This is a genomic window from Anaerotalea alkaliphila, assembly GCF_010179735.1.
In the GTDB taxonomy this organism is placed as follows: Bacteria; Bacillota; Clostridia; order Lachnospirales; family Vallitaleaceae; genus Anaerotalea; species Anaerotalea alkaliphila.
On the sequence record NZ_JAAEEH010000029.1, the window covers coordinates 1 to 24150 of the forward strand.

Here is a 24150-nt window from a genome sequence, read left to right on the forward strand (position 1 = left end):
TCTACCTTTCTGATAGCGGCCACCTCGATGTATTGTATTTTGTCGCATGAGGTTCATTGTACACCATGACCGGAAGTGGGACATAATCATTTGCGTTACAATAGGACATTATCATATGTGAATCAGATATTTTAACCGTGGACACAAATGGTTGTTTGACATTTCCAGCCCACATGTTATAATAACCCTATCCGGCCTGGTCCCTATTGGGCCCCGGCCGAAATAAATTCAAAGGAGAATAGGATATGGCTGAAGATAAAATCCATGGTTGCGGTTGCGGCGACGACGATTGCACGGACGAGGGTTGCGATTGCGGCGACGCAGGCTGCTCCGACGAGGGTTGCGGTTGCGGACACGACCATGACCATCCTTACCAGAAGATCAGCTTGACGCTGGACGACGACACCACGGAGGAATGTTCCGTCCTGGGCATCTTCGATGTGGAGGAACAGAGCTACATCGCCCTCCTGCCGGACAATTCCGACAACGTGCTCCTCTACAGGTACTCCGAGGAAGAGTCGACCCCCAATCTGGAGAACATTGAAAGCGACGCCGAATTCGAGCTGGTCTCCTCCACCTTCCTCAGCCTGATCGAGGAAGAGGGCGACGAAGAATACGAAGAGGACGAAGAAGTATAATTCAAAAAAGAGGATCCACCCTTCAACCGGGTTGGATCCTCTTTTTTGGCGTAAGGACAACATCCATGGGGATGTCGAAGGGTTCCGCCGGGATTTCGGGGAAGAGCTGGAAGTCATAGGCCAGGGCGATCCAAGCCAGCCTGTGGGGGTGGGCCTGCAGATAGCGGTCGTAATAGCCGCCGCCGTAGCCCAGGCGGTTTCCCCGGGGGTCGAAGGCCAGTCCCGGCACCACCACCAGGGTGTTCCGGTCCGGGACGGCAGGTTCCCCCTCCCCAGCAGGTTCCAGCACCCCGAAGGGGGACCGGACGAAGCCCTCCAGCCCTTCGATTGCATAAAATTCCATCCGCTGCTTGTCCAGGACCCGGGGGCAGCAGACTTCCTTCCCGTCCGCCAGGGCGGTGCGGATCAGCAGGTCGGTCTGTACCTCCCCAGGCATGGAACGGTAGACAAGGATCCTACCGGCGCTTTGGTAGCAGACTTCCGCAAGGATCCTGCGGACCAGAAGGCCGCTTTCCTCCTGGAGTCGGCTGGCACCCATGCCTTTCCGGATCCCAAGGACCTCCCTCCGCAACTCCCTTTTCCCCAAGGGAGGCCTCACTGGAGGACCGGGGCCTTGAACAGGGTACCCAGGTCTTCCCCATGGACAATCCGGCTCAGCACATGGTCCGTGTCCGCATGGGAGATGACCATGTCGATGCCGGACTCGTTGGCGATCTTGGCGGCCAGGATCTTGGTGATCATCCCTCCCGTCCCTACGCTGGAATTGGATCCGGATGCCATATGCTCCACCCGCTCGTCGATGGCGTCCACATGGGAGATGATCCGCGCGTCCTCGTGGAGGTTGGGGTTCTTGTCGTACAGTCCGTCGATGTCGGAAAGCAGGATCAGCAGGTCCGCTTCCACGAGGGTCGCGACGATGGCGGACAGGGTGTCGTTGTCCCCGAATTCGATCTCCTCCGTGGCCACCGTGTCGTTTTCGTTCACCACGGGGATGGCCCCGTAGGCCAGCAGGGATTTGAAGGTGTTCACTACGTTCTGCTTGCGCTTGGCGTTTTCCACGATGTCCTTGGTGATCAGCAGCTGGCCGGCCACGTGGTTGTACTCCCGGAAGAGTTTCTGGTACAACATCATCAGGGAGGCCTGTCCCACCGCCGCGACAGCCTGTTTCCCTTCCAGTTCCATGGGCTTCTTCTCCAGGTTCAGGGCGCTCAGCCCCACCGCAACCGCACCGGAAGTCACGACGATGACTTCCTTGCCGCTGTTCTTAAGGTCCGCAACCTGACGGACGAAACGCTCCAGTTTGGACAGGCTGATCTTGCCTGTGTTCGCATGGGTCAGGGAGGAAGATCCGATCTTCACCACGATCCTTGTCTTCCCTTGAAGATACCTTCTGTCTCGCATATTCCCGCTCCAATCTTGAAAAGGAAGCTCCTGTCGCCAGGGCTTCCCTTTCCATAAGTTCTGCACTATGATTTTACCTTATTTTTTCTCCGGATGCAAGCGGAGCGGTCATTCCTTTTTCTCCCGGTCCGGTCCCTCCACAGGGGGATGCGCAAGGGAATGCCGGCCCCTCCATCTCCTGTAGAGCTTGGAGACCGGAACGGCTACCAGCGCCAGGAAGGCCAGGATCACCAGGTAGGGGATGTTGACCACAAGGAAGACGAACAGGTCCACAAAGAAGGTGCCCACATCCTTGGCCGCATTGAGGAAGCCGGTGGAGATCCGCTCCCAGACCGTGACCGGCGTCTGCTGGATTTCCGTAGGCCGGATCACCTCAATCAGCTGCAGCTGCACGGTGCCGAAACGCACCCTGTTCTCCAGGTTCCGCAGCTCGGCGGTGTTCGTTTCTATCCTGTAGCGCACATCCGCCAGTTCCCGTTCCAGCTCAAGCACGTACTGGAGCTCGTCCGCTTCCGCCAGGATGGCCAGGAGCCTTTCCTCCTGCATCTGCAGGCTCTTCAGGCGGGCCTCCAGGTCCACCACCTGGGTGGTCACGTCCTGCCGGTTCACGCTGGTGTTGATCGTGTTGCCCAGGGATTTGAGCTCCTCCACGAAGGTGGAGAATCCCGTCACAGGAATCCGGATGGTGTAGCTGCCCCTCCGGCTCTGGTAGCGGTTCCCTTGCTGCAGGATTCCGATGCCGTCCACGTTGGACCATTCCACATATCCCTGGTAGGCGCCCACCAGCGCCATCATCTGCCCTTCCGTCTCCAGGAAGGTGGTGGTTTCCAGCTGGATGCTCACGTTCTCGATCATCTTCCGGTCGGAAGGCAGCTGGGCGATGTCCGTTCCCTGTGCCTGGCCCGTTTCCTCCTTGGAGGTTTCGCCTCTCCCGAACTCGCCGTCCGAAACCGACTCGTTGTAGTAGCCTTCCGCCGGTGCGGCTCCGCCCGTAGAGCTGCCCGTGTCCATCGCCGGAGATTCCTTCCTGCTTCCGCAGGCGCTGGCCAGCACAATCCCCGTCAGCAGCAGGACCAGCAGCATCCGGCCCGTCCTTTTCCTGTTCCCTCTACTCCTTTTCATCACAACCATCCTCCCTTTCTTTTAATCCATATCCCTTGGACGACGGAAGGGCAGAATAAGTTCCCGCCAGGACGGATTCCGCCACCTTGATCCCATCCATGGCGGCGGACATGATGCCCCCGGCATAACCGGCCCCTTCCCCGCAAGGGAAGAGTCCCCGCACCGGGCTTTCGCAGTTCTCCCCCCGGAGGATCCGGACCGGAGAGCTGCTCCTGGTTTCCACCCCCGTCAGCACCGCATCCTTCCGGGCGAAGCCACGGATCTTCCGGTCGAAGACAGGCAGGGCTTCCTTCAGGGCTTCGGCCACATAGGGCGGAAGGCACCGGTTCAGGTCGGCGAAGGAGGTCCTTCCCTTGGTGTTCGGCTGCACTTCCCCGAACCCTTCGGAGACCTTCCCCTCCAGGAAGTCCCCCAGGAGTTGGACGGGAAGGGAATGGTTTCCGCCCCCCAGGTGGAAAGCCTTCTGCTCCCACTCCCGCTGGAAGGCCACGCCCGCCAGCACGTCCGTGCCGGGAAAATCCTCGGGATGGACGCTGGCCAGAAGGGCACTGTTGGCGTTACGTGCCCCACGGTTGAAATAGCTCATGCCGTTGCAGACCACACCCCCAGGTTCCGAAGAGCTGTTCACCACGAATCCCCCCGGGCACATGCAGAAGGTGTAGACCCCACGGCCGTTGGCCGCATGGTGGGAAAGCTTGTACTCCGCCACCGGGAGGTGGGGGTGGGCGAAATCGCTTCCGTACTGGCTTCTGGAGATCATCTCCTGGGGATGTTCGATCCTAAGCCCCACCGCAAAGGCTTTCCGTTCCATGGGGATTCCCCGGGCAGCCAGGGCGGCGAAGGTGTCCCGGGCGCTGTGCCCGATGGCAAGCACCACCGCCCTGGTCCGGACCTCTTCCCCTCCCCCCAGGAGGACGCCGGAAACCCGCCCCTCCTCCAACAGGACGTCCTCCACCTTGGTCTGGAAACGGAATTCTCCACCCAGGCCGATGATTTTCTGCCGCAGGGAAGCCACAACCCCCAGCAGCCGGTCCGTGCCTATGTGGGGTTTGGCCATGGTGCCGATCTCTTCGGGAGCCCCGGCCTCCAGAAGGACCTCCAGGACCTTTTCCTTGCGCAGGGAGGGGTCCTTCACGCCGGTGTTCAGCTTGCCGTCGGAATAGGTCCCCGCACCCCCTTCCCCGAACTGGATGTTGGATTCCGGCTGGAGGGGTCCCCCTCCGAAGAAGGCCTCCACATCCTTGTGCCTTTCCTCCACCGGCTTCCCCCGCTCCAGGACCAGGGGCCGGGCGCCGCAACTGGCCAGGATGTAGGCCGCGAACAGGCCGGCCGGGCCGGCGCCCACCACCACTGGCGGATACTCGAAGCGGCCGGCGGGAGGCAGCCTGTATGACTTGCAAGGCGCCACCTTCAGTTCCCCCCGCTCCAGCCTCTTCTTCAGCCTTCCCTGGAGGAGGCTGTCCTCCAGTTCCACCAGGATATTGTATACGATCAGGATCTGTCCGGCCTTCCGGGCGTCCACCGCCTTTTTGGCGATGGTCCAGCTGGCGGCTTCCCCGGAGGCCAGCCCCAGCTTCTTCCGGATGGCCTCCTCCAGGTCCTTGTCCCCATGCTCCAAGGGCATTTTGATTTGTTCCAGCAACAGCGTCGTCATAGTTCCTCCCATTTCTTCCAGCTCAATACATCCGGCGTCCCACAACCGCTCCGGAGCTCCAGGCCCATTGCAGGTTGTAGCCGCCGCAGTCTCCGTCAAGGTCCAGGATTTCCCCGCAAAAATGCAGCCCGGGGACCAGGAGGGATTCCAGTGTCTCCCTGTCCACCTCCCTGCTGGAAACCCCTCCGGCGGTCACCTGGGAATGGTTGAAATCCATGGTGCCGACGGCCTCCATGGAGAGCCCCTTCAGCACCTGTCCCAGCCGTTCCCGGGCCGTCTTGTCCACGTTGCAGGCCTTCCCCTCCGGATCCAGTCCGGCGGACTTCAGCAGGGGAAGGATCAGCTTCTGGTGCAGCATCCCCACCAGGCTCTCTCCGCAGGTCTTGTAGCCCAACCGGGAGAACCGGTCCGCCAAAAGGCTGTCCAAGGCCTCGGGCCCGTATTCCGGGCACAGGTCCAACCGGACGGGGGTGGAGAGTCCCCGCCGCTGCCGCTCCGCCACGATGCGGCCCAGCTGCAGCACCGGAGGTCCCGAGATTCCGTAGTCCGTGAAGAGGACCTCCCCGAACTCCTTCCGGAGGACCTTCCCTGCCCCATCCTCCGTCCAGACCAGGCAATCCGTTTTGGTGCCGGAAAGCCTCTTCAGGTGGGGGTAGTCCGTCCGCAGCTGGACGATGGCGGGGAAAGGTTCCACCAGGCTATGCCCCAATTCCTTGGCCAGACGGTATCCGGTGCCGGTGGATCCTAGGTTCGGATGGGAGAGTCCGCCGGTGGCAAGGACCAGTTTGTTCCCATAGTAGGTCCCCCCGGTGCCGAAGACCTTGAACCGTTCTCCAGCCTCCACCCTCTCCACCGTCTCCTCCAGCACCCGGACCACCTTCAGGCGGTCCAATTCCCTGGTGAGCAGCTCCACGATGCTGGTCGCCTGGAGGGAACGGGGATACAGTTTCCCTTCCCCCAGTTCCACGACCACCGCCCCCAGCCCCTGGAAAAAACCGATGGTTTCCTCCAGGTCGAACTGCCGGTAGACGGACTGGAAAAGCAGGGGCCCCCCGCTGTGGAAAAAGGACGGATCCATCTGCCGGTTGCTCAGGTTGCATCTTCCGTTTCCTGTGGCCATGACCTTCTTGCCCAGCTTTTCCTTCTGTTCCAGCAGGGTGGTCTTGGCTCCGTTCCTTGCGGCCATGATGGCCGCCATCATGCCCGAGGCCCCGCCCCCGACGATGATCGTCTTGTCCCTAGCCATTCACGGCCTCCTTTCCTTACAAACGCGCAGGTGCAGCCAGCAGGCCGATCCTGCGCAGGAAGGGCGCCAGCTTGTGTCCTTTGGGAAGCTCCAGGACCTCCTCGTAGGTGAAGACCTTCGTCTTCAGCAGAAGTGTGGCATACACCAGCCCAGCCACCGGCAGGGCCGCCAGCGTGCTCCAGGTGTTGCCTGCCCCCAACCCCATCAGCCCCTGGTAGGCCAGCCAGGAGACAATTCCCATGCCCAGGGCGCTTGCCCCCGGCAGGATAAGGGATTTTTGCAGGTTCAACCCCAGGGGGTGGTGCCTGTGGATGGCCCGCAGGTTCAGCCAGGCGGAGGACAGGGCGAAGATGATGTTGGTGATGACCGCCCCGTAGAGGTTCATGTCGAACACGTACAGGAGCAGGATGTTGAAGGCCACCTTGATCCCCAGGGATTTGGCCGAGGAGACCACCGGCACCCGCAACAGGTTCAGGCCTTGGAGGATGCCGATGGAGATGGTGGAGATGCCGAAAAAGACCACCGAAACGGAACCCAGCCGGAGAAGCGAAGCCGCCGTCTCCAGGTTCTCCGTTCCGAAGAGCATTTGCAGGATGGGTCTCGCCAGGACAAACAGCCCCACCGCCGACGGGATGGAGAAGAGCATGATGGTCCTGATGGCCTGGTCCACCTTGTTCCGGATGTCCTCCTTGTCCCCGCGGACCAACGAGGCGGTGATGCTGGGGATGGAAGCCGTGGCCAGGGCCGACGCGATGGAGACCGGTAGGGTGACCATCAGCTTGTACTTGCCGTTCAGGATCCCATACATGGTCACCGTGGTGGTGTTGTCGTATCCCTGGAACAGCAGGGCGTTCTGGAACATGACCATGTCCACCAGGTTGGTCATGTGGAAGGTGACCGTTCCGATGACCATGGGAACTGCGGTGAGCAGAATCACCTTCCAGTAGGAGAGCATCCTTCCCCTGTCGGAAACCGTATCCTTCTCCACCCTTCCCAGAATCCGTCCCCTGGCCATGGCGTAAACGCCTCCCAGCAGGAGGAGTCCGGCCAGGGCACCCACACCGGTACCCATGGTACCTCCGGAGGCTCCGTATTCCATCCCCTTCGTGACCAGGATGCCCGCCAGCACCAGGCTGAAGACCGCATTGAACACCTGCTCCACGATTTGGGACAGGGCGGTGGGCATCATGGTGTTCATTCCTTGGAAATACCCCCTAAAGACCGCCATCAAGGCGAAAATGAGCAGGGCTGGCGCAAGGGCCCGGATGGCATGGACGGAAAGGGGACTCCCGATCCGGTCGGCGGTCCAGGAAGCGCTGGCCCACAGCAGGACCGAGGAGACCGTTCCGATGAGCAGGCTCAAGGCAAGTCCCGCCCGGAAGATGAGATGGGCCTCCCTGTACTGGTGGCGTGTGTACCGGGCGGATACGATCTTGGAGATGGCCGCCGGCAGCCCATAGGAGGAGATGATGAGGAAAAAGGTGTACAGGTCGAAGGAATTGCTGTAGTAGCCCATCCCCTCGTCCTTCAAAAGATGCACCATGGGAATCCGGTAAGCGAATCCGATCAGGCGCACGATCAGGGATGCGGCGGCCAGGATGGCCCCCTGCATCACCAGGCTGTTGCGTTTTTTTGTCCGTTCCATGGAAACCTCATTCTTCTTCAGGCGTAAAGCGGTCAAAGCTGTTCGGCAGCAGGTCCCCTAGCCGGTAGGCATGGATCCCCTCCGGTCCATCCACCAGGACCGTCCCGTCGGGTTCCATGAACTCGGCCAGGACCTGCCTGCAGATGCCGCAGGGAAAGAGCGGCTCCCCGGAGGAGCCCGCAATGGCGACCTTAAGGATCCCTTTTTCCCCCTCCGACACGGCCTTGAAGACGGCCGTCCGCTCCGCGCAGTTGGTCGCTCCGAAGGAAGCGTTCTCCACGTTGCAGCCGGTGAAAACCCTTCCGGAGGCGGTGGAAATGGCGGCCCCTACCCGGAACCGGGAATAAGGGGCGTAGGCCCGGTCCATGGCCCTGCGGGCCTGCTCCATCAGTTCCTCGTCTGTCATTGCACCCATGGCGCACCTCCTTCCGGCCTAGCGGCCAACGCCCATCCGTGCCAGGACCTCTTTTTGCGCTTGGAGCATCCGTTCTTCCTGGCGGGGCTCTTCATGGTCGTATCCGAAAAGGTGCAGCATGCTGTGTACCACCAGGAACGAGACCTCCCTTTCCAGGCTGTGGCCGTAGTCTTCTGCCTGTTCCTTCGCCTTTTCCAGGGAAAGGACCATGTCCCCCAGTACCAGTTCCCCGGTGTCCGGATTGAAGGCCTCCGTATCCTCTTCCAGCAAGGCGAAGTCTCCCGGCTCAGGATAGGCCGTCATGGGAAAGGATAGCACGTCCGTTGGGGTATCCTTGCCCCGGTGCTCCAGGTTCAGCTCCCGGATTCCGGCGTTGTCGGTGACGGTGATCCCCACCTCGTAGTCGTAAGGGCATTCCACATAGTCGCAGACCGCCTGCACCGAAGCCTCCATCCATGCGCGCACTTCCTCCGGCACCGCTTCCTCCAGTTCGTTTTCAATAAACAATGTCATGGCATCCTCCTTGGGTCACAAAAAAAGTTCGGCATGCTCATTTGCCGCATGATACAGAAAAAGCCATCGACTGACGTCGACAGCTTGATATCTATGCCAATAGCTTTTTCACCAATTGGCTGGCAATTCTGTTGTCTGCACGGCCCTGCAGCTTCGAGGTCAATGCCGACATGACTTTACCCATGTCCTTCATTGACGTCGCTCCCACTTCGTCGATGACGCTCTGGATCAATCCGACAAGCGCTTCTTCGCTCAACTGCTCCGGCAGATACTGCTCGAGGATCGCAATCTCTTGATTGAGTTCCTCGACCAGTTCCTGCCTGCCGCTTTTTTCAAAGTCGGGCAATGCAGCCTTGCGTTTCTTCACTTGACCGGCGATGATGCCAAGCACCTCGTCGTCAGCGAGTTCAACTTGGTTATCCTTCTCGAATTGAAGCACTGCGGTTCGTACAGATTGAATTGTGTTTTTCTTAAGAGTTTCTTTGGTCTTCATGGCCTCTTTCAGGTCATGAAAAAGCTTCTCTTTCAACAGCATTCAAATCATCCTTCTGCATGAATTAGAACTTGCGCTTTCTGGCCGCTTCAGATTTCTTCTTACGCTTAACGCTAGGTTTTTCGTAATGCTCTCTTTTGCGGATCTCTTGCATGATTCCAGCTTTCGCGCAACTTCTTTTGAACCTTCTGAGTGCACTATCGAGGGTCTCATTGTCTTTAATAACCACGTTTGACATAGCCAATTCCAACCTCCCTCCAGTTGCAATTTGTGCTACCTACAACTATAGGAGAAAATTTTAGCACTAGTTAAGATTATAGCACATTTATCGATTTCGTCAATATTATTTTGTGTTTTTTTCAAAAAACACGGGATTATGGGTTCTCCACCCGCATCCCCAGAGGGGTGCGGCCCATTTCCATCCCCGTCCATCCTCCGAACAGGGTCCCGTAGACCCCGTCCAGATGCCGGGCGAAGTCCTTCTCCTCCCGGAGGGTTTCCCCAGGGACCGTCCGGATCCCCTTCCCTCCGGCCACCACGGCCACCGGCACGGCTTCCAGCCGTCCCATGCGGACCCGTCCCCCCGGCTCCCGGAGGAAATCCATCCGCAACAGGACCCCCAGGTCCCTCCGCGCCATTTCCCCGCCCCCTTCCTGGCCGGAAAGGAGGTTTCCCAGGGAATAGGCCGCAAGTGTCTTGGGCAGCCCTCTGGAACCGGGGGCTTTCGGGATCCATTCCATGGGCTGCACCACATGGGCATGGGACATGAGGACCAGGTCTGCCCCTGCCAGGGACAACGCCCTGGCCAGTCTTTCCTGGGTGTCGCTGTCCGCCCTGGGCATGTGTTCCTCTCCCAGATGCAGGTACACCGCCAGCAGGTCCACCTCTTCCCTGGCGGCCCCCACGGCCGCCAGCATCCCCCCCACGGCATCCGGCTCCAGTCCCTGGAGGCTGTTCACCAGGGAGGCCTTCCACGGAGGCGGCGGCAGGTTCGTGCCGTAGGTATAGGCGAAAAGCCCGACCTTCCAGCCGGCCTCCTCCACCAGGACCATCCGTCCCGGGGGGTCGGTGGCGTCTCCCGTCCCCACCGGGACAATCCCCCTCTCCCGAAGGATCCGGGTGGTGCGCAGCAGCCCTTCCGCCCCCAGGTCCAAACTGTGGTTGTTGGCGGTGGACAGATGGGTGAAGCCGCAGGCGGCCAGGGCGTCTCCCAGGGCGTCCGGGGCGCTGAAGAGCGGATAGGTCCCGTAGCCCAGGAAGAACCCTTCCCTGGGGGCGCTCCCCGGATGGAGGGCTGCCCCGAAGGTCGTCTCCAGATTCGCCCATGCGATGTCCGACCCTTCCAGCAGGGGCGCCAGGGGAAGCAGGCTGTCCGTGAAGTCGAAGCTCCGGGTCCCAGGGTCATGGGCCTGGACCAGCTGCCGCTGATGGACCATCACATCCCCCGCCGCCGCCATGCGGAGCACGGACGGCTCCTCCGGCATGACGGCCCGGTTTCCCTGGCCGCAACCGGCCAGCACCCCCAGGCAGAGGACCAGCAGCGGCAGGAACATCCTTGTCAGCCCTGGATCTGCGCCAGCAGGACCTCTTCCGCCTTGCGCAGGGCCTCTTCGATCCTGGCGGGATCCTTGCCCCCCGCCTGGGCCATCTGCGGTCTGCCGCCGCCACCGCCGCCCACGATCTTGGCGGCTTCCTTGACGATGTTGCCGGCATGGGCGCCCGCCTTCACCGCCTCGTCAGAGGCCATGACCAGCAGGCTGACGGCATCCTTGCCTCCGGAGGCAAGCACGACCACGCCCCCCTGGAGCTTCTGCTTGAAATGGTCTCCCAGTTCCCGCAGGCCGTTGCTGTCCACGTTGTCCACCTGGGCAGCCAGCAGCTGGAGCCCCCCCACGGCCTTCACGTTCGCCAAAAGTCCGCTGGCAGCCCCTTGGGCCAGTTTGGATTTCAGGCTTTCATTCTCCGAGCGCAACTGCCGCAGGTCTTCCTGCAGGGCGTCCAGCTTCCGGGGGAGCTGGGCCGGCTCCGTCTTCAACCGGGAGGCGAGGAGGCGCACCAGGGCTTCCTGTTCCTTGTAATAGTCGATGGCCCCATGGGAGGTGAGGGCCTCGATCCGGCGCACGCCCGCCGCCACGCCGGTCTCGGAAACGATCTTGAAAAGCCCTATTTCCGAGGTGTTGTGGATGTGGGTCCCGCCGCAAAGCTCGATGCTGTAGTCCCCCATCCGGACAACCCGGACCGTATCCCCGTACTTTTCCCCGAACAGGGCCATGGCCCCCATCTTCTTGGCCTCGTCCACCGGCATTTCCCGGATGTCCACATCCAGGTCCCCCATGATCTGTTCGTTCACGTCCGTCTCCACCAATGCCAGCTCCTCCTCCGTCAGGGGGGCGAAGTGGGTGAAGTCGAAACGCAGGCGTTCGGGATTCACGCTGGACCCTGCCTGTTCCACATGGTTGCCCAGCACCTTCTTCAATGCCTTCTGCAGCAGGTGGGTGGCGCTGTGGTTCTTGGCTGTGGCATGGCGCCTGGTCCGGTCCACGGTCAGCTCCGCCAGGTCTCCCTTGCGGATTTCGCCGCTCTCCACATAGCCGTGGTGGGCGATCTTCCCGCCCACTACCTTGTAGACATCCTCCACCACCACGGCGCCGTTGGCCGTTTCGATCCTTCCCGTATCCGCCAGCTGGCCTCCACTGGTGGCGTAGAAGGGGGTTTCCGCGACGAACACGGACACCGTATCCCCTTCCACGGCCCTGTCCACCAGGGCCTCTCCGGAAGTGAGGGCAAGGACGGGGGACTGGTGGTGTTCCGATGCGTAGCCCACGAAATCGGACTGCATGCCCACGTCCAGCTGGTTGTAGACCGTCTCCTTGCTTCCCATGTAATTGCTTTCCGCCCTGGCTTCCCTGGCCCGCACCCTTTGGGCCTCCATTTCCTGGCGGAACCCTTCCATGTCCACTGTCAGTCCGCTCTCCTCCGCAATCTCCACGGTAAGGTCCGTGGGGAACCCGAAGGTGTCGTACAGCTTGAACGCCTGGCTTCCGGTGAGCAGGCCCGCGCCTGCAGCCTTCTGCTCCTCGATATGACTTTTCAGGATCGACAGCCCCTGGTCTATGGTCTCGGAGAAGCGGTCCTCCTCCATGGTCAGGACCTTCAGGATGTAGTCCCTCTTCTCCTCCAGTTCCGGGTATCCGTCTTTGGAGGTCTGGATCACCACCTGGGACAGGGAGGCGATGAAATTGTCCTTGATGCCGATGAGCCTTCCGTGCCGGGCGGCCCTGCGGAGCAGCCGGCGGAGCACATAGCCCCTGCCTTCGTTGGAGGGCAGGATCCCGTCGCTGGTCATGAAGGTCACGGAACGTATATGGTCGGTGATCAGCCGGATGGAGATGTCCGTCTTCGGATCCTGGTGGTAGGCCACTCCCGCCTTGGCGCAGACCGCATCCCGGAGGGTACGGATGGTATCCACGTCAAAAATGGAATCCACATCCTGCATCATCACCGCAAGGCGTTCCAGGCCCATGCCCGTATCGATGTTGGGGTTGTCCAATGGCACGTACCTGCCGTCCTCCGTCTTTTCAAACTGGGTGAACACGAGGTTCCAGACCTCCACGAAGCGGTCGCAATCGCAACCTACAAAGCAGTCCGGGCTGTCGCAGCCGTATTTCGGCCCCCGGTCGAAGTAGATTTCGGAACAGGGGCCGCAGGGACCTGCGCCGTGCTCCCAGAAGTTGTCCGCCTTGCCCATGCGCACGATGCGGTCCATGGGCACCTTTTCCTGCTGGTGCCATATTTGCTCCGCCTCATCGTCTTCCTCATAGACGGAGACGTACAGGCGCTCTTTGGGCACCTGGAGGACCTCCGTGAAGAACTCCCAGGCCCAGGCGATGGCTTCCTTCTTGAAATAATCCCCGAAGGAGAAATTGCCCAGCATCTCGAAGAAGGTGCCGTGTCTGGCCGTCTTCCCCACGTTTTCGATGTCCCCGGTGCGGATGCATTTCTGGCAGGTGGTCATCCGTTTGCTGGGGGGGACTTCCTGGCCTGTGAAATAGGGCTTCAGGGGCGCCATGCCGGAGTTGACCAGCAGAAGGCTTTTGTCGTTCTTTGGAACCAATGGAAAGCTGTTGGCCCGCAAATGGCCCTTGCCTTCGAAAAATTTCAAGTACATGTCTCTAAGTTCGTTCACTCCATAGCTTTTCAAACCGCATTCCTCCTGTATTCTCCACGGGCAGGTGCCGACCGGCCCTTGACCCCTTCTTATTGCTGCTTTGCCGTCAGCTGCTCTTTGGACACGATTCCCGCGTCCACCAAAGCCTGCAGCGCCCGGACCACCCCGAATTTGGAATGGTACCAGGTCAGCCCCCCCTGGAAATAGACCGTATAGGGAGGCTTGATGGGCGCGTCCGCGCTCAATTCGATGGAAGACCCCTGGACGAAGGCACCGGCGGCCATGATGACCTTGGCGTCGTATCCCGGCATGTCCCAGGGAACGGGATCCACGAAGCTGTCCACCGGAGCGGCCGCCTGTATCCCCTTGCAGAAGGCCACAACCGCAGCCTCCGACCCCATGTTCAAGGCCTGGACGATGTCGTTCCTCTCCTCCCTGGAGGAGGGGGTCACTTCATACCCCAGCCGCTCGAAGACGGCGGCCGCAAAAATAGCGCCTTTGACGGCTCCGGAAACCACGTTGGGGGCCAGGAACAATCCCTGGAACATGGGCTGGATGACCCCCAGGGTGGGCCCCACTTCCCGGCCCAGGCCGGGGGCGGTCAGGCGCGCGGCCACCAGTTCGATCAGGTCTTCCCTTCCAGCCACATAACCGCCCACGGGTGCCAACCCACCCCCCGGATTCTTGATCAGGGAGCCGACCACAAGGTCCGCTCCCACATCCGAAGGCTCCAGGTTCTGGGTGAATTCCCCGTAGCAGTTGTCCACCATGCACACCAGGTCCGGCTTGATGGCCTTGGCGAAGGCGATCAGCGTCTTGATCTGGGGGATGTTCATGGTGGGCCGCCAGTCGTACCCTTTGGAACGCTGGATGGCCAGTATTTTGGTGTTCCCCCGGATGGCTTCCTTGATTCCCTCGAAATCCATGGTTCCGTTCTCCATCCAGTCCACCTGCCTGTAGGTGATGCCGTATTCCATCAGGCTGCCCTTGTTGCCTGTAAGCCCGATGACGCCCTCCAGGGTGTCGTAGAGCTTTCCCGCAGGGGACAGGATCTCATCCCCCGGACGCAGGATGCCGGACAGGGTCACCGTCAGGGCATGGGTCCCGGAGATGATTTGCGGGCGAACTAAAGCAGCTTCCGTATGGAATACGGAAGCATACACTTTTTCCAAAGTGTCCCTGCCCAGGTCGTTGTAGCCGTAACCGCTGGTGGCTGCGAAATGGATGTCGCTCACCCGGTTTTCCTGCATGGCATGGAGCACCTTCAATTGGTTTGATTCGGCGATGGCGTCCATCTCCCTGAAGCGCGCCGCCAGTCCGTCCTCCACCTGGAAGACGAAACGGCGCACCTCGTCGGAGATGCCCAATGCCCTGTAACGTTGTGCCAGCATTCTAGGAAACCGTTTCTTCAGTCGGCATCAGCTGGACTTCCCTGGCGGGAATCATGGTGGAGATGGCATGCTTGTAGATCATTTGTTGCTTTCCATCGGCTTCCATGACCACAACGAAATTGTCGAATCCCCGGATCTGTCCCTTCAACTGGAACCCGTTGGTCAGGAATACGACGATGGTGATCTTGTCCTTGCGGCATTGGTTCAAAAAAACGTCTTGCAGATTGATCGGTTTGCTCATGATGGAATGCCCCCTAATTTTAGTCGTGTATGGTTTCATTGTAGTATAAAAGTTGCTTTTCTTCAACATCTTTTAAAATCTTGTCCAAAATCCTCTGTATGTCGTCTCCATAATCCTCCCAGCGGATCCAGTCCACCTCCGGCTCCCTTCTGAACCAGGTGAGCTGGCGCTTGGCGAAGTGCCTTGTGTCCCGCTGGATGAGGGTCTTGGCCTCTTCCAGGCTGCACTTCCCCTCCAAGGCCCGCAGGACCTCCTTGTAGCCCAGTCCCTGCATGGATGGCAGACCGGCTCCGTACCCTTCCGCAGCCAGCCCCCGGACCTCCGCCACCAGCCCCTCCTCGAACATGCGGTCCACCCGCCGGTCGATCCGTCCGTACAAGCGCTGCCGGTCCATGGTCAGCACGTAGAACAGGAAGTTGTAGGGCGAGGCCTTCGCCCGCTGGGCCTTGTTGTGGGCGGAAATGGGCGTTCCCGTCTCCGCATGGTACTCCAGGGCGCGGACCACCCGCTTCACGTTGTTGGGGTGGATGGCCTGGGCGCCTTCGGGGTCCACCTCCTCCAGAAGCCTGTGGAGATGGACCGCCCCTTCCCGGGCGAGGACATCTTCATAATACTGCCTTATTTCCTCTCTTTTGTCAACTGTTTCAAAGTCGATGTCATAGAGGACGCTCTGTATGTAGAAGCCGGTGCCTCCCGTCAGGAGGGGCACCTTGCCCCTCTCCCAGCAGGAAGCCAGCGCCTTCTTGGCCTCCTCCTGGAAGATCCGGATGTTGAACGGGTCCCCGGGACTGCAGATGTCGATCAGGTGGTGGGGGATTCCCTCCATCCCAGCCGGACTTATCTTTGCCGTCCCGATGTCCATACCGCGGTAGACCTGCATGGAGTCGGCGGACACCACCTCCCCGTCCAGCCTTTTGGCCAATTCCAGGGCAAGCCCGGTTTTTCCGGAGGCTGTAGGGCCGGCGATGATGATCAATGGCTTTTTCATCGGATTCTCCTTCGGTTCTCTATTGGATGCGTTTGAATTTCTTCTCCAGCTCGTACTGGCTCATGGAAATCATGGTGGGCCTGCCGTGGGGACAGGTGTAGGGGTTCTCCAGGGAAAAAAGGTCCTCCACCAGCTTCGCATATTCCGCCCGGGACAGTTTGTCGTGGGCCTTCACCGCAGCCTTGCAGGCTTTGCCCGCCACCTCCTCCAGCAGCCTTTGGTGCCGGTCCGGCGGGGCGTCAGCCTCCAGGCCGTCCAAAATCTCCAGGAATCCGCCGGAACCCATGGGGCTGGAGAAGACATAGGGGACGGAGCGCACCAGGACGGACCCGCTTCCGAACTGCTCCACCTCGAAGCCCAAAGTCTTGAAGTGTTCCGCATGGCGCTTGTATACCTCCAGCTCCCCCAGGTGCAGCTCTACCACAAGGGGTTCCAGCAGGACCTGGGAGTGGACCTGGCCACGCTCCACCTCTGCCAGCAGCCGGTCGTACAGCACCCGTTCGTGGGCCGCATGCTGGTCGATGATGTAGAAACGGTCCCCCTGGGATGCCAGCCAATAGGTGCCGAAGAGCTGTCCCACCAGCACCGCGTCCGCCAGCTGCTCCCGCGCCTGGACGCCGGCGTCCTCCAGGATTTCCTGCCGGGGTCCGAAGGATTCCCCGGAGGTCTCCCCAGGCGGCGCGGAATCCGACGGCATGGAAATCCCCATCCTTTCCTCCACCCGCTGGAGGAGATTCTCCACCTCCTCCCGGCGGACCGTCTCGAAAGGTTCGGGCGTCCGCTCCCGGACGGCTGCCGGCAACGGGGTGGGCGCCGAAAGCTCCGGTGTCAGGGAAGCGCCCAGCAGGGCCGTGGACACGCTCTGGTGGACCAGGGTATAGACGGCATGGTCGTCCTTGAAGCGCACCTCCATTTTGGTGGGATGGACGTTCACGTCCACCCGGCCGGGGTCCAGCTCCAGCTGGAAAACCGAAAAAGGGTATTTGTGGAGGGGGAGCTTGGTCTTGAAGGCGTCCTCCAAGGCCCGCTGGACCACCTTGCTACGGACGGAACGGCCGTTCACGTGATAATACTCGTAGCTCCGGTTCCCCCTGGCGGTTTCCGGTTTGCCCACGAAACCCGTGATCCGCATCCCCTCCTTTTCCCCCCGGACCGGCAGCAGCTTGGAGGCGGTGTCCTTCCCGAAAACGGCGAAAACCGCATCCTGCAGCTTCCCGTTGCCGGGGGTCTGGAAACGGGTCTGCCCGTTGTTGATGAACTTGAAGCCGACCCCGGGATGGGCCAAGGCCAGGCGGGTCACCGCGTCGGACACGTAGGACGCCTCCGTGGCAGGGGATTTCAGGAACTTCTTCCGCGCGGGCACGTTGAAGAAAAGGTCGCCGACCAGGAGGGTGGTGCCAGCGGGACAGCCGATTTCCTCCCGGAAACGTTCCGCCCCCCCCTCCAGTCCATAGCGAACCCCTGTCAGTGCCTCCGGGGTTTTTGTGATGATTTCCAGAATGGATACGGCGGCGATGCTGGCCAGGGCCTCCCCCCTGAATCCCAGGGACAGGGCTTCCTCCAGGTCTTCAATCCGGCTGATCTTGCTGGTGGCATGGCGCAGGAAGGCGGAGGGAACTTCCCCGGAAGGGATCCCTTCCCCATTGTCCGTCACCCGGATCAGGGAGGTCCCTCCCTCCCGGATTTCCACTGCGATGTCCGCCGCCCCCGCATCGATGGAATTCTCCACCAGTTCCTTCACGATGGAAGCCGGCCTCTCCACCACCTCTCCGGCAGCTATCTTGTTGATGGTGCTCTGTTCCAAAAGATGGATTTTTCCCATGGATGGCTCAACCTTTCCTTTGGTCTGTATTCATTCCTATTTCAAGTCCTCCTGCAGCCTGTGCAGGAACAGCAGGGCCTCCAGCGGGGTCGTCCTCGCAAGGTCCAGGGACCGGACTTCCTCCAGGAGGTTCTCCTGGGGGGAGGGTGGAGTGAACAGGTCCAGCTGCACCCCTTGCCCCTTCGCTTCCGCACCGGAACGGACGGCGATGTCCGCTTTGGACAGTTCCTTGAGGATTTCCTTGGAACGTTTGATGACCCAGGGGGGCACCCCCGCAAGCTTGGCCACTTGGATCCCATAGGACTTGTCCGCACTTCCCGGTAGGATCTTCCGGAGGAAGATGATGTCGTCCCCCTTTTCCTTGACCGAAATCCGGTAGTTCTGGACCCCCTCGACCTTCCCCTCCAGTTCCGTAAGTTCATGGTAGTGGGTGGCGAAGAGGGTCTTGGCGCCGCCGATTTCACCGTGGGAAAGGTATTCCACCACGGCCCAGGCGATGCTCAGGCCGTCAAAGGTGCTGGTTCCCCTTCCGATCTCGTCCAGCAGGACCAGGCTGTCCTTGGTGGCGTTCCTTAGGATCTGGGCCACTTCCGTCATTTCCACCATGAAGGTGCTCTGGCCGGAGGCCAGGTCGTCGGAAGCCCCCACCCGGGTGAAGATCCTGTCCACAAGGCACAGGTCCGCGCTCTGGGCGGGAACGAAACTCCCCGTCTGGGCCATAAGCACGATCAGGGCCACCTGGCGCATGTAGGTGGATTTGCCTGCCATGTTGGGACCTGTGATGATGTTGAACCGATGGTCCCCCTTGTCCAGATACGTGTCGTTCTGGATGAAGGCCCCGTCGCCCAGCATCTTCTCGATGACGGGATGCCTTCCCCCTTGGATCCGCACGACCCCTTCCCGGTTCAGGGTTGGCCGCACGAACTTCTGTGTCCTGGCCACCTCCCCCAGGGACTGGAGCGCGTCCACCAGGGCGATGTCCCTGGCGGTGCGCTTGATCCTCTCCACCTCCCGGGACAGCGTTTCCCGTATCTCCAGGAAAAGGGCGTACTCCAGGGCCATGAGCTTCTCCTCCGCCCCCAGGATGGTGGATTCCATCTCCTTCAGAGCGGGGGTCACATACCGTTCCGCATTGGCCAGGGTCTGTTTCCGGATGTAACGGTCGGGCACGTGGGAGGATTGGGCGCTGCTGACCTCCAGATGGTAGCCGAACACCTTGTTGTACTTGACCTTCAAGGTCTTGATGCCCGTTTCCTTGCGCTCCTGGGCTTCCAGGGCGGCAAGCCACTGCTTTCCGTTGGTCATGGCCTCCCTGTAGGCGTCCACCTGGCTGTCATAGCCGCTCCGGAGGATGCCTCCGTCCCGGATGCCCAAAGGCGGCTCCTCCGCGATGGCCCTCTCCAGCAGGTCATGCAGGTCCTGGAGACAGTCGAAGCCCTCCGCGGTTTCCCTGCAGAGGGCGGAAGAAAAGCCCGCCAGCCGGGCCTGGAGCGCCGGCAGCTTGCTCAGGGATTGCTTGAAGGCCAGAAGGTCCCGGGCATTGGCCGTATGGCAGGCGACCTTGCCCATCAGGCGTTCCAGGTCGTAGATGCCTCCGATCGCCTCCTGCACCTCCGCCTGAGCCATGGGATTCTCCAGGAATTCCTGGACTGCATCCTGGCGCCGGAGCAGCGCTTCCTCCTGCAGCAGGGGTTCCTCCAGGAAGCTCCGCAGCATCCTGGACCCCATGGCGGTCCTGGTCTTGTCCAGAACCCAAAGCAGGGATCCCCGCCGGTTCTTCTCCCGAAGGGTCTGGGTGAGTTCCAGGTTCCGCCGGGTGGAGGCGTCCAGCAGCATGTACCGGTCCGCCTGGTAATACTGCAGGTTGGTGATGTGGACCAAGTTGCCCTTTTGGGTTTCCTGCAAGTAATTGAACAGCGCGCCGCAGGCCTGGACCGCTTCGGGATGCTCCAAGGGAAGGAGCCCCTCCAGGCGGGACACCTGGAAATGGGTGCGGATGGCTTCTTCCGACCGTTTCCTTTCGAAATACCAGTCCTCCTGGGTGGTGACATGGGTGTGGAACCGGTTGGCCAGGTGTTCCCTGAATCCCAGGTCCTCCTGCAGCGCCGGGTTGGCCAGCAGCTCCGCAGGATCCACCTTGGCAAGCTCGTCCAGCATGCGGCTGTAGGTATGGACCACGGTGGTATGGAATGCCCCTGTGGTGATGTCCACATAGGCGATGCCATAGGTGTTGATCCTGCGCACCACAGCCATCAGGTAATTGTTCCGGTCCGGAGGGATGGCCCCGGTGTTCAGTACCGTCCCGGGGGTCACCACCCGGACAACGTCCCGACGCACGATCCCCTTGGAACTCTTGGGGTCCTCCACCTGTTCGCAGATGGCCACCTTCATCCCCTGGTCCACCAGGCGCTGGATGTAGGTCTCGGCCGCATGGTGGGGCACCCCGCACATGGGGGCCTTCTCCTCCAACCCGCACTCCCGGCCGGTCAAGGTGATTTCCAGGGCCCTGGAGGCCTGGAGGGCATCCTCGAAGAACATCTCGTAGAAATCCCCCAACCGGTAAAAGAGGATGCAATCCCGGTAGCGCTCCTTCACTTCCCTGTACTGGAGCATCATGGGGGTGAGCCGTTGGGTCTGATTCATCCAATCCACTAGATCGCCTCTCCCGTCAGATAAAATGATTTCGCTCCCGTGACCTTCACCTGGAGGAAAGTGCCCACGGCCCGGTCCAAAAACCCTTCGGCAGGAGCTCCGCTGAAATGGACCAGATGGTTGTTGGCAAGCCTCCCGGAAAGGATCCCGTTCTCCCTGTCGTTGACCGCCTCCACCAGGACCTCGAACACCTTGCCCACGTGGGCGGCGCTTTTATCGTATGCCTGGCGGTTGCACAGGGCAAGGAGCCGGTTGAACCGTTCCTTCGCCACCTCCTCCTCCACCTGCTCCCCCATGGAGGCAGCAGGCGTGCCCGTGCGCTTGGAGTAGAGGAAGGTGTAGGCCAGGTCGTAGCCCACCTGGTCCACCACATCCAGGGTGTGCAGGAAATCCTCTTCCGTCTCTCCGGGAAAACCGACGATGATGTCCGTGGTCAGGGCCAGCTCCGGCACCGCCGCCTTCATCTTCCGGATCAGCTCCAGGTAGGACTCCTTCGTATACCCCCGGTTCATCCTCTCCAGGATGCGGCTGCTCCCGGACTGGAAAGGAAGGTGCAGCTGGGGGCAAATCTTGGAGGAAGCCCCCAGGACCCGGATCAGGTCCTCCGAAAGGTCCTTGGGATGGGAGGTCATGAACCGGATCCTCCTGATGCCCTCCACCTTTTCGATTTCCTCCAGCAAACGGGCAAAATTGGTGTGTCCAGGAAGCCCCCGTCCGTAAGAATTCACATTTTGGCCCAGCAGCATCACTTCCACGACGCCGTCTGCCGCCAGATGCCTGATCTCCTCCAGGATCTCCTCAGGATTCCGGCTCCGTTCCCTGCCCCGGACATAGGGAACGATGCAATAGGTGCAGAAATTGTTGCAGCCGTACATGATGTTCACGCTGGCCTTGTGCCGGTCCGTACGGCGGGTGGGCAGGTCCTCCACGATCTCCTGGTGGGAATCCCAGATGTCGTAGATGGGGCTGTCGCTGTCCATCCTAGCCTCCAGCAGTTCCGCCAGCCTGTACAGGTTGTGGGTCCCAAAGACCAGGTCGATATGGCGGTGGCTCCGCTTCAGGGTCTGCACCACCCCCTCCTGCTGCATCATGCATCCGCAAAGCGCAAGCAGCATGTGGGGACGGCTCCTTTTCACATTCTTTAGGAAGCCGATCTTGCCGAACACCTTCTGCTCCGCGTTCTCCCGTACCGCGCATGTGTTGTAAAGGACGAAATCCGCCTTGGTCTCGTCCGCAGACTCCCGGTAGCCGATCTCCTCCAGGATTCCCCGCAATTTTTCCGAGTCATGAAAATTCATTTGGCAGCCGAAGGTGGACAGATGGTAGGTCAATTCCTGTCCCTCCAGCCGTTTGCCCAAACGGCCGATGATCTCCTTTTGCCTTGCCGCCTCTTCCTGGCTGGCTTCCCTGCGCGCAATCCTTGTCATCGATTGCCTCCTTCCTGCTTTTGCATTCAACAAAAAAGCAAGAGAAGATTCTCTTGCTTTCGTGGTTTGCTTTTCTATAACATTTTTATATCAAGTGTTGTACAGTGAACATTCACGCGTCCAACTGGCTGACGAATAAAATATTAAAGAAATAGGCGTGGATTAAAGTTTTACAACGTTGGTAGCCTGAGGTCCTCTTGCACCCTGCTCTACGTCGAACTCAACTTGTTGTCCTTCTTCAAGGGTCTTGAACCCGTCTCCCTGGATTGCAGAGAAATGTACGAATACGTCATCTCCACCTTCTACAGAAATAAATCCAAATCCTTTTTCGCCGTTAAACCATTTCACTGTACCTGTTTTCATCTGATGTTCCTCCGTGTATATCTGTGATTGTTTCAAACTTCTTTTGTATTATAGCACACCGTCGTCAAAATAAAAAGCTTTATTTTCAAAATATTGTATATTTCTTTCAATAGGGAAGATGTCCGGCTCAAATGGCCAGCCGCAGGATTTCGTACACATCCTTTTCCCCCAGGGGAACGAAATTGCCCAAGGTGATGGTGTCGTTCTGCGTGCCCTTCCTTGCCATCTCGTGCAGGCGGTCGTCCAGGATGCCCAGACCGCTGAGGCGCACCTGCATGCCGATCCTCATCAGGAACTCCTCCAGGGCGCGGATGCCGCGCAAGGCCGTCTCCTCCTTGTCCTTGAAGTCCTGCTCCACGTTGAAGACCCGCACCGCGAACTGGACGAAACGGTCCAGGTCGTGCTTGTGGACATACTTCATCCAGGCGGGAAACACCACCGCAAGCCCGGCTCCGTGGGCCACATCGTAGATGCCGCTGATCTCATGCTCGATGTCGTGGGATCCCCAGTCGCCCACCCTGCCCTGGTTCAGGAGATTGTTGTGGGCGATGGTGCCTGCCCACATGACTTCCGCCCATGCGTCGTAGTCGGTGTGGTTGTCCAGGATCTTGGGCACGTTGTGGAGGACCGTCTTCATGGTGGCCTCGATCAGACGGTCCGTGAACTCCACGTGCTCCACGTTGGTGAAATAGCGTTCCATCAAGTGCGCCAGGATGTCCGTGGCTCCGCATCCGATCTGGTACTTGGGAAGGGAGAAGGCCAATGCCGGATTCAATATGGAAAACTTGGGATAGAGCAGGTCTGAATTCACAGGGCGTTTCCATTGTCCGTCGTCGTTGGTGATCACGCTGCCTGTACTGGATTCGCTGCCTGCCGCCGGAATGGTCAGGATGGTGCCCACCGGCAACGCAGCCGCAGGTGTCTCCTTCCCCGTATAGAAGTCCCAGACATCCCCCTCGTAAAGCGCTCCAAGGGCAATGGCTTTTGCGGAGTCGATGACGCTTCCGCCCCCCACCGCCAGGACGAAGGAGAGCCCCTGGGCCTTGCAGATGTCCACCCCTTCCCTTACAAGCGACAGCCGTGGATTGGGCTGCACCCCTCCCAACTCCACGAATTCGATTCCCTCGTCCTTCAGGGCCGCAACCACCCTGTCGTAAAGCCCGTTCATTTTGATGCTTCCGCCTCCATAATGCAGCAGGATTTTCCTGCTGTAGGGCGCAATCTCTTTTCCCACCTTGTTTTCCTGGTCCAGACCGAAAATGATCTTGGTTGGATTGTTGAATTCAAATGACTGCATACGGTCCCTCCTCTTCGATTAGGAAATTATGTACAAGTCAAGTGTACCTCCAGGAACAAAATTTGGCAATCCCCGAAACGGGATTTCATTTGCTTTTTCCTGGAAAAATGTTATAATTTAGACAAACAGAAACACCACCCACAGAAAGGAGACCGGCTTATGAAAATCAAGAACATCAAAAACATCGAACGTTTTTTTGAAGTTGTCGACCAGTGCAAGGGACGCGTAGAACTGAAGACCTCCGAAGGCGACATCATCAATTTGAAATCAAAACTTTCCCAATACTTCTCCCTGGCAATGATCTTCTCGGATGGAAACATCCCTGAAATCGACATCACCGCTTCGGAACCCGAAGACATGGAAAAGCTTCTGCAATACCTGATCAGAGGTTGATCTGAATATCCCAAAGCCTGAAAAGGGGCTGTCCCACTTGTGGGACAGCCCCTTTTCGAATGGCGGGAGGGGGCCGGGGCAAGCCCGCTTGTTCCGGCCCCCTCCCGCCATTCGAACGCAGGCGCAGCCTGCGTTCAGGCGACCTTCCCGGCGACGCAGCCTGGCAGCCTTTAGGCAGCCTGCTTCCCGGCGACGCAGCCCGTTTCCGCATATCCGGTCATCTGCAGGAAATTTTCCCCCGCCCACTTTTCCGCTATTGACGATGGACCCTGTTGCTGATA

At 60.0% G+C, this 24150-nt stretch carries 22 protein-coding genes; 2 read left to right on the forward strand and 20 right to left on the reverse strand.

Going from position 1 to position 24150, the window contains the following annotated elements; translation table 11 throughout:
* Positions 1-245: 245 nt before the first annotated feature.
* The gene (locus tag GXN74_RS10385; RefSeq protein WP_162370873.1) at positions 246-638 is read left to right on the forward strand and encodes a DUF1292 domain-containing protein; all 393 of its coding nucleotides are present in this window, start codon (positions 246-248) and stop codon (positions 636-638) included.
* Between the two features lie 22 nt (positions 639-660).
* Here GXN74_RS10385 and GXN74_RS10390 read toward each other — a convergent pair whose 3' ends face one another.
* The 20 genes from GXN74_RS10390 to GXN74_RS10485 form a co-directional block, all read right to left on the reverse strand.
* Positions 661-1224, reverse strand: a complete 564-nt coding sequence (locus GXN74_RS10390) for a 5-formyltetrahydrofolate cyclo-ligase (protein WP_162370874.1) — start codon at positions 1222-1224, stop codon at positions 661-663.
* An 8-nt stretch (positions 1225-1232) separates the two neighbouring features.
* Positions 1233-2039: a glutamate 5-kinase gene (gene proB / locus GXN74_RS10395; protein ID WP_162370875.1), complete on the reverse strand. Its 807-nt coding sequence runs from the start codon at positions 2037-2039 to the stop codon at positions 1233-1235.
* Between the two features lie 108 nt (positions 2040-2147).
* The gene (locus GXN74_RS10400; RefSeq protein ID WP_162370876.1) at positions 2148-3161 is read right to left on the reverse strand and encodes a DUF4349 domain-containing protein; all 1014 of its coding nucleotides are present in this window, start codon (positions 3159-3161) and stop codon (positions 2148-2150) included.
* The gene (locus tag GXN74_RS10405) at positions 3148-4815 is read right to left on the reverse strand and encodes an NAD(P)/FAD-dependent oxidoreductase (RefSeq protein ID WP_246208678.1); all 1668 of its coding nucleotides are present in this window, start codon (positions 4813-4815) and stop codon (positions 3148-3150) included. The genes GXN74_RS10400 and GXN74_RS10405 overlap by 14 nt, the downstream gene beginning before the upstream one ends.
* A gap of 22 nt (positions 4816-4837) precedes the next feature.
* Entirely contained in the window at positions 4838-6061 is a 1224-nt protein-coding gene (locus tag GXN74_RS10410) for a BaiN/RdsA family NAD(P)/FAD-dependent oxidoreductase (RefSeq protein ID WP_162370877.1), read from the reverse strand.
* Between the two features lie 16 nt (positions 6062-6077).
* The gene (locus GXN74_RS10415) at positions 6078-7706 is read right to left on the reverse strand and encodes a putative polysaccharide biosynthesis protein (RefSeq protein ID WP_162370878.1); all 1629 of its coding nucleotides are present in this window, start codon (positions 7704-7706) and stop codon (positions 6078-6080) included.
* A 7-nt stretch (positions 7707-7713) separates the two neighbouring features.
* The gene (locus GXN74_RS10420; protein ID WP_162370905.1) at positions 7714-8112 is read right to left on the reverse strand and encodes a cytidine deaminase; all 399 of its coding nucleotides are present in this window, start codon (positions 8110-8112) and stop codon (positions 7714-7716) included.
* Between the two features lie 27 nt (positions 8113-8139).
* Positions 8140-8634, reverse strand: coding sequence for an rRNA maturation RNase YbeY (ybeY, locus tag GXN74_RS10425; protein WP_162370879.1), 495 nt, complete (start codon positions 8632-8634; stop codon positions 8140-8142).
* A 91-nt stretch (positions 8635-8725) separates the two neighbouring features.
* Positions 8726-9169: a GatB/YqeY domain-containing protein gene (locus tag GXN74_RS10430; protein WP_162370880.1), complete on the reverse strand. Its 444-nt coding sequence runs from the start codon at positions 9167-9169 to the stop codon at positions 8726-8728.
* A gap of 22 nt (positions 9170-9191) precedes the next feature.
* The gene (gene rpsU, locus GXN74_RS10435) at positions 9192-9365 is read right to left on the reverse strand and encodes a 30S ribosomal protein S21 (protein ID WP_162370906.1); all 174 of its coding nucleotides are present in this window, start codon (positions 9363-9365) and stop codon (positions 9192-9194) included.
* Between the two features lie 136 nt (positions 9366-9501).
* A complete protein-coding gene (locus GXN74_RS10440; RefSeq protein ID WP_162370881.1) occupies positions 9502-10680 on the reverse strand; it encodes a CapA family protein in 1179 nt (392 codons plus the stop codon).
* A 5-nt stretch (positions 10681-10685) separates the two neighbouring features.
* Complete coding sequence (gene alaS, locus GXN74_RS10445) at positions 10686-13328, reverse strand: alanine--tRNA ligase (RefSeq protein WP_162370882.1); 2643 nt, start codon at positions 13326-13328, stop codon at positions 10686-10688.
* 56 nt (positions 13329-13384) lie between these two features.
* Positions 13385-14686 carry a methionine gamma-lyase family protein gene (locus tag GXN74_RS10450; RefSeq protein WP_162370883.1) on the reverse strand — a complete coding sequence of 434 codons (1302 nt, stop codon included), beginning with the start codon at positions 14684-14686 and terminating at the stop codon, positions 13385-13387.
* Position 14687: 1 nt separating this feature from the next.
* On the reverse strand, positions 14688-14927 hold the full coding sequence (hfq, locus tag GXN74_RS10455; protein ID WP_162370884.1) for an RNA chaperone Hfq: 240 nt from the start codon (positions 14925-14927) through the stop codon (positions 14688-14690).
* 19 nt (positions 14928-14946) lie between these two features.
* Positions 14947-15915, reverse strand: a complete 969-nt coding sequence (gene miaA / locus GXN74_RS10460; RefSeq protein WP_162370885.1) for a tRNA (adenosine(37)-N6)-dimethylallyltransferase MiaA — start codon at positions 15913-15915, stop codon at positions 14947-14949.
* Between the two features lie 19 nt (positions 15916-15934).
* The gene (mutL, locus tag GXN74_RS10465) at positions 15935-17737 is read right to left on the reverse strand and encodes a DNA mismatch repair endonuclease MutL (protein WP_162370886.1); all 1803 of its coding nucleotides are present in this window, start codon (positions 17735-17737) and stop codon (positions 15935-15937) included.
* Between the two features lie 36 nt (positions 17738-17773).
* Positions 17774-20380, reverse strand: coding sequence for a DNA mismatch repair protein MutS (mutS, locus tag GXN74_RS10470; RefSeq protein WP_246208679.1), 2607 nt, complete (start codon positions 20378-20380; stop codon positions 17774-17776).
* An 8-nt stretch (positions 20381-20388) separates the two neighbouring features.
* Complete coding sequence (gene miaB / locus GXN74_RS10475; protein ID WP_162370887.1) at positions 20389-21816, reverse strand: tRNA (N6-isopentenyl adenosine(37)-C2)-methylthiotransferase MiaB; 1428 nt, start codon at positions 21814-21816, stop codon at positions 20389-20391.
* Between the two features lie 162 nt (positions 21817-21978).
* A complete protein-coding gene (locus tag GXN74_RS10480) occupies positions 21979-22179 on the reverse strand; it encodes a cold-shock protein (RefSeq protein WP_162370888.1) in 201 nt (66 codons plus the stop codon).
* 127 nt (positions 22180-22306) lie between these two features.
* Positions 22307-23476: an iron-containing alcohol dehydrogenase gene (locus GXN74_RS10485; RefSeq protein ID WP_162370889.1), complete on the reverse strand. Its 1170-nt coding sequence runs from the start codon at positions 23474-23476 to the stop codon at positions 22307-22309.
* A 159-nt stretch (positions 23477-23635) separates the two neighbouring features.
* Between GXN74_RS10485 and GXN74_RS10490 the strand changes: the two genes are divergently transcribed.
* On the forward strand, positions 23636-23869 hold the full coding sequence (locus GXN74_RS10490) for a polya polymerase (protein ID WP_162370890.1): 234 nt from the start codon (positions 23636-23638) through the stop codon (positions 23867-23869).
* Positions 23870-24150: the final 281 nt, after the last annotated feature.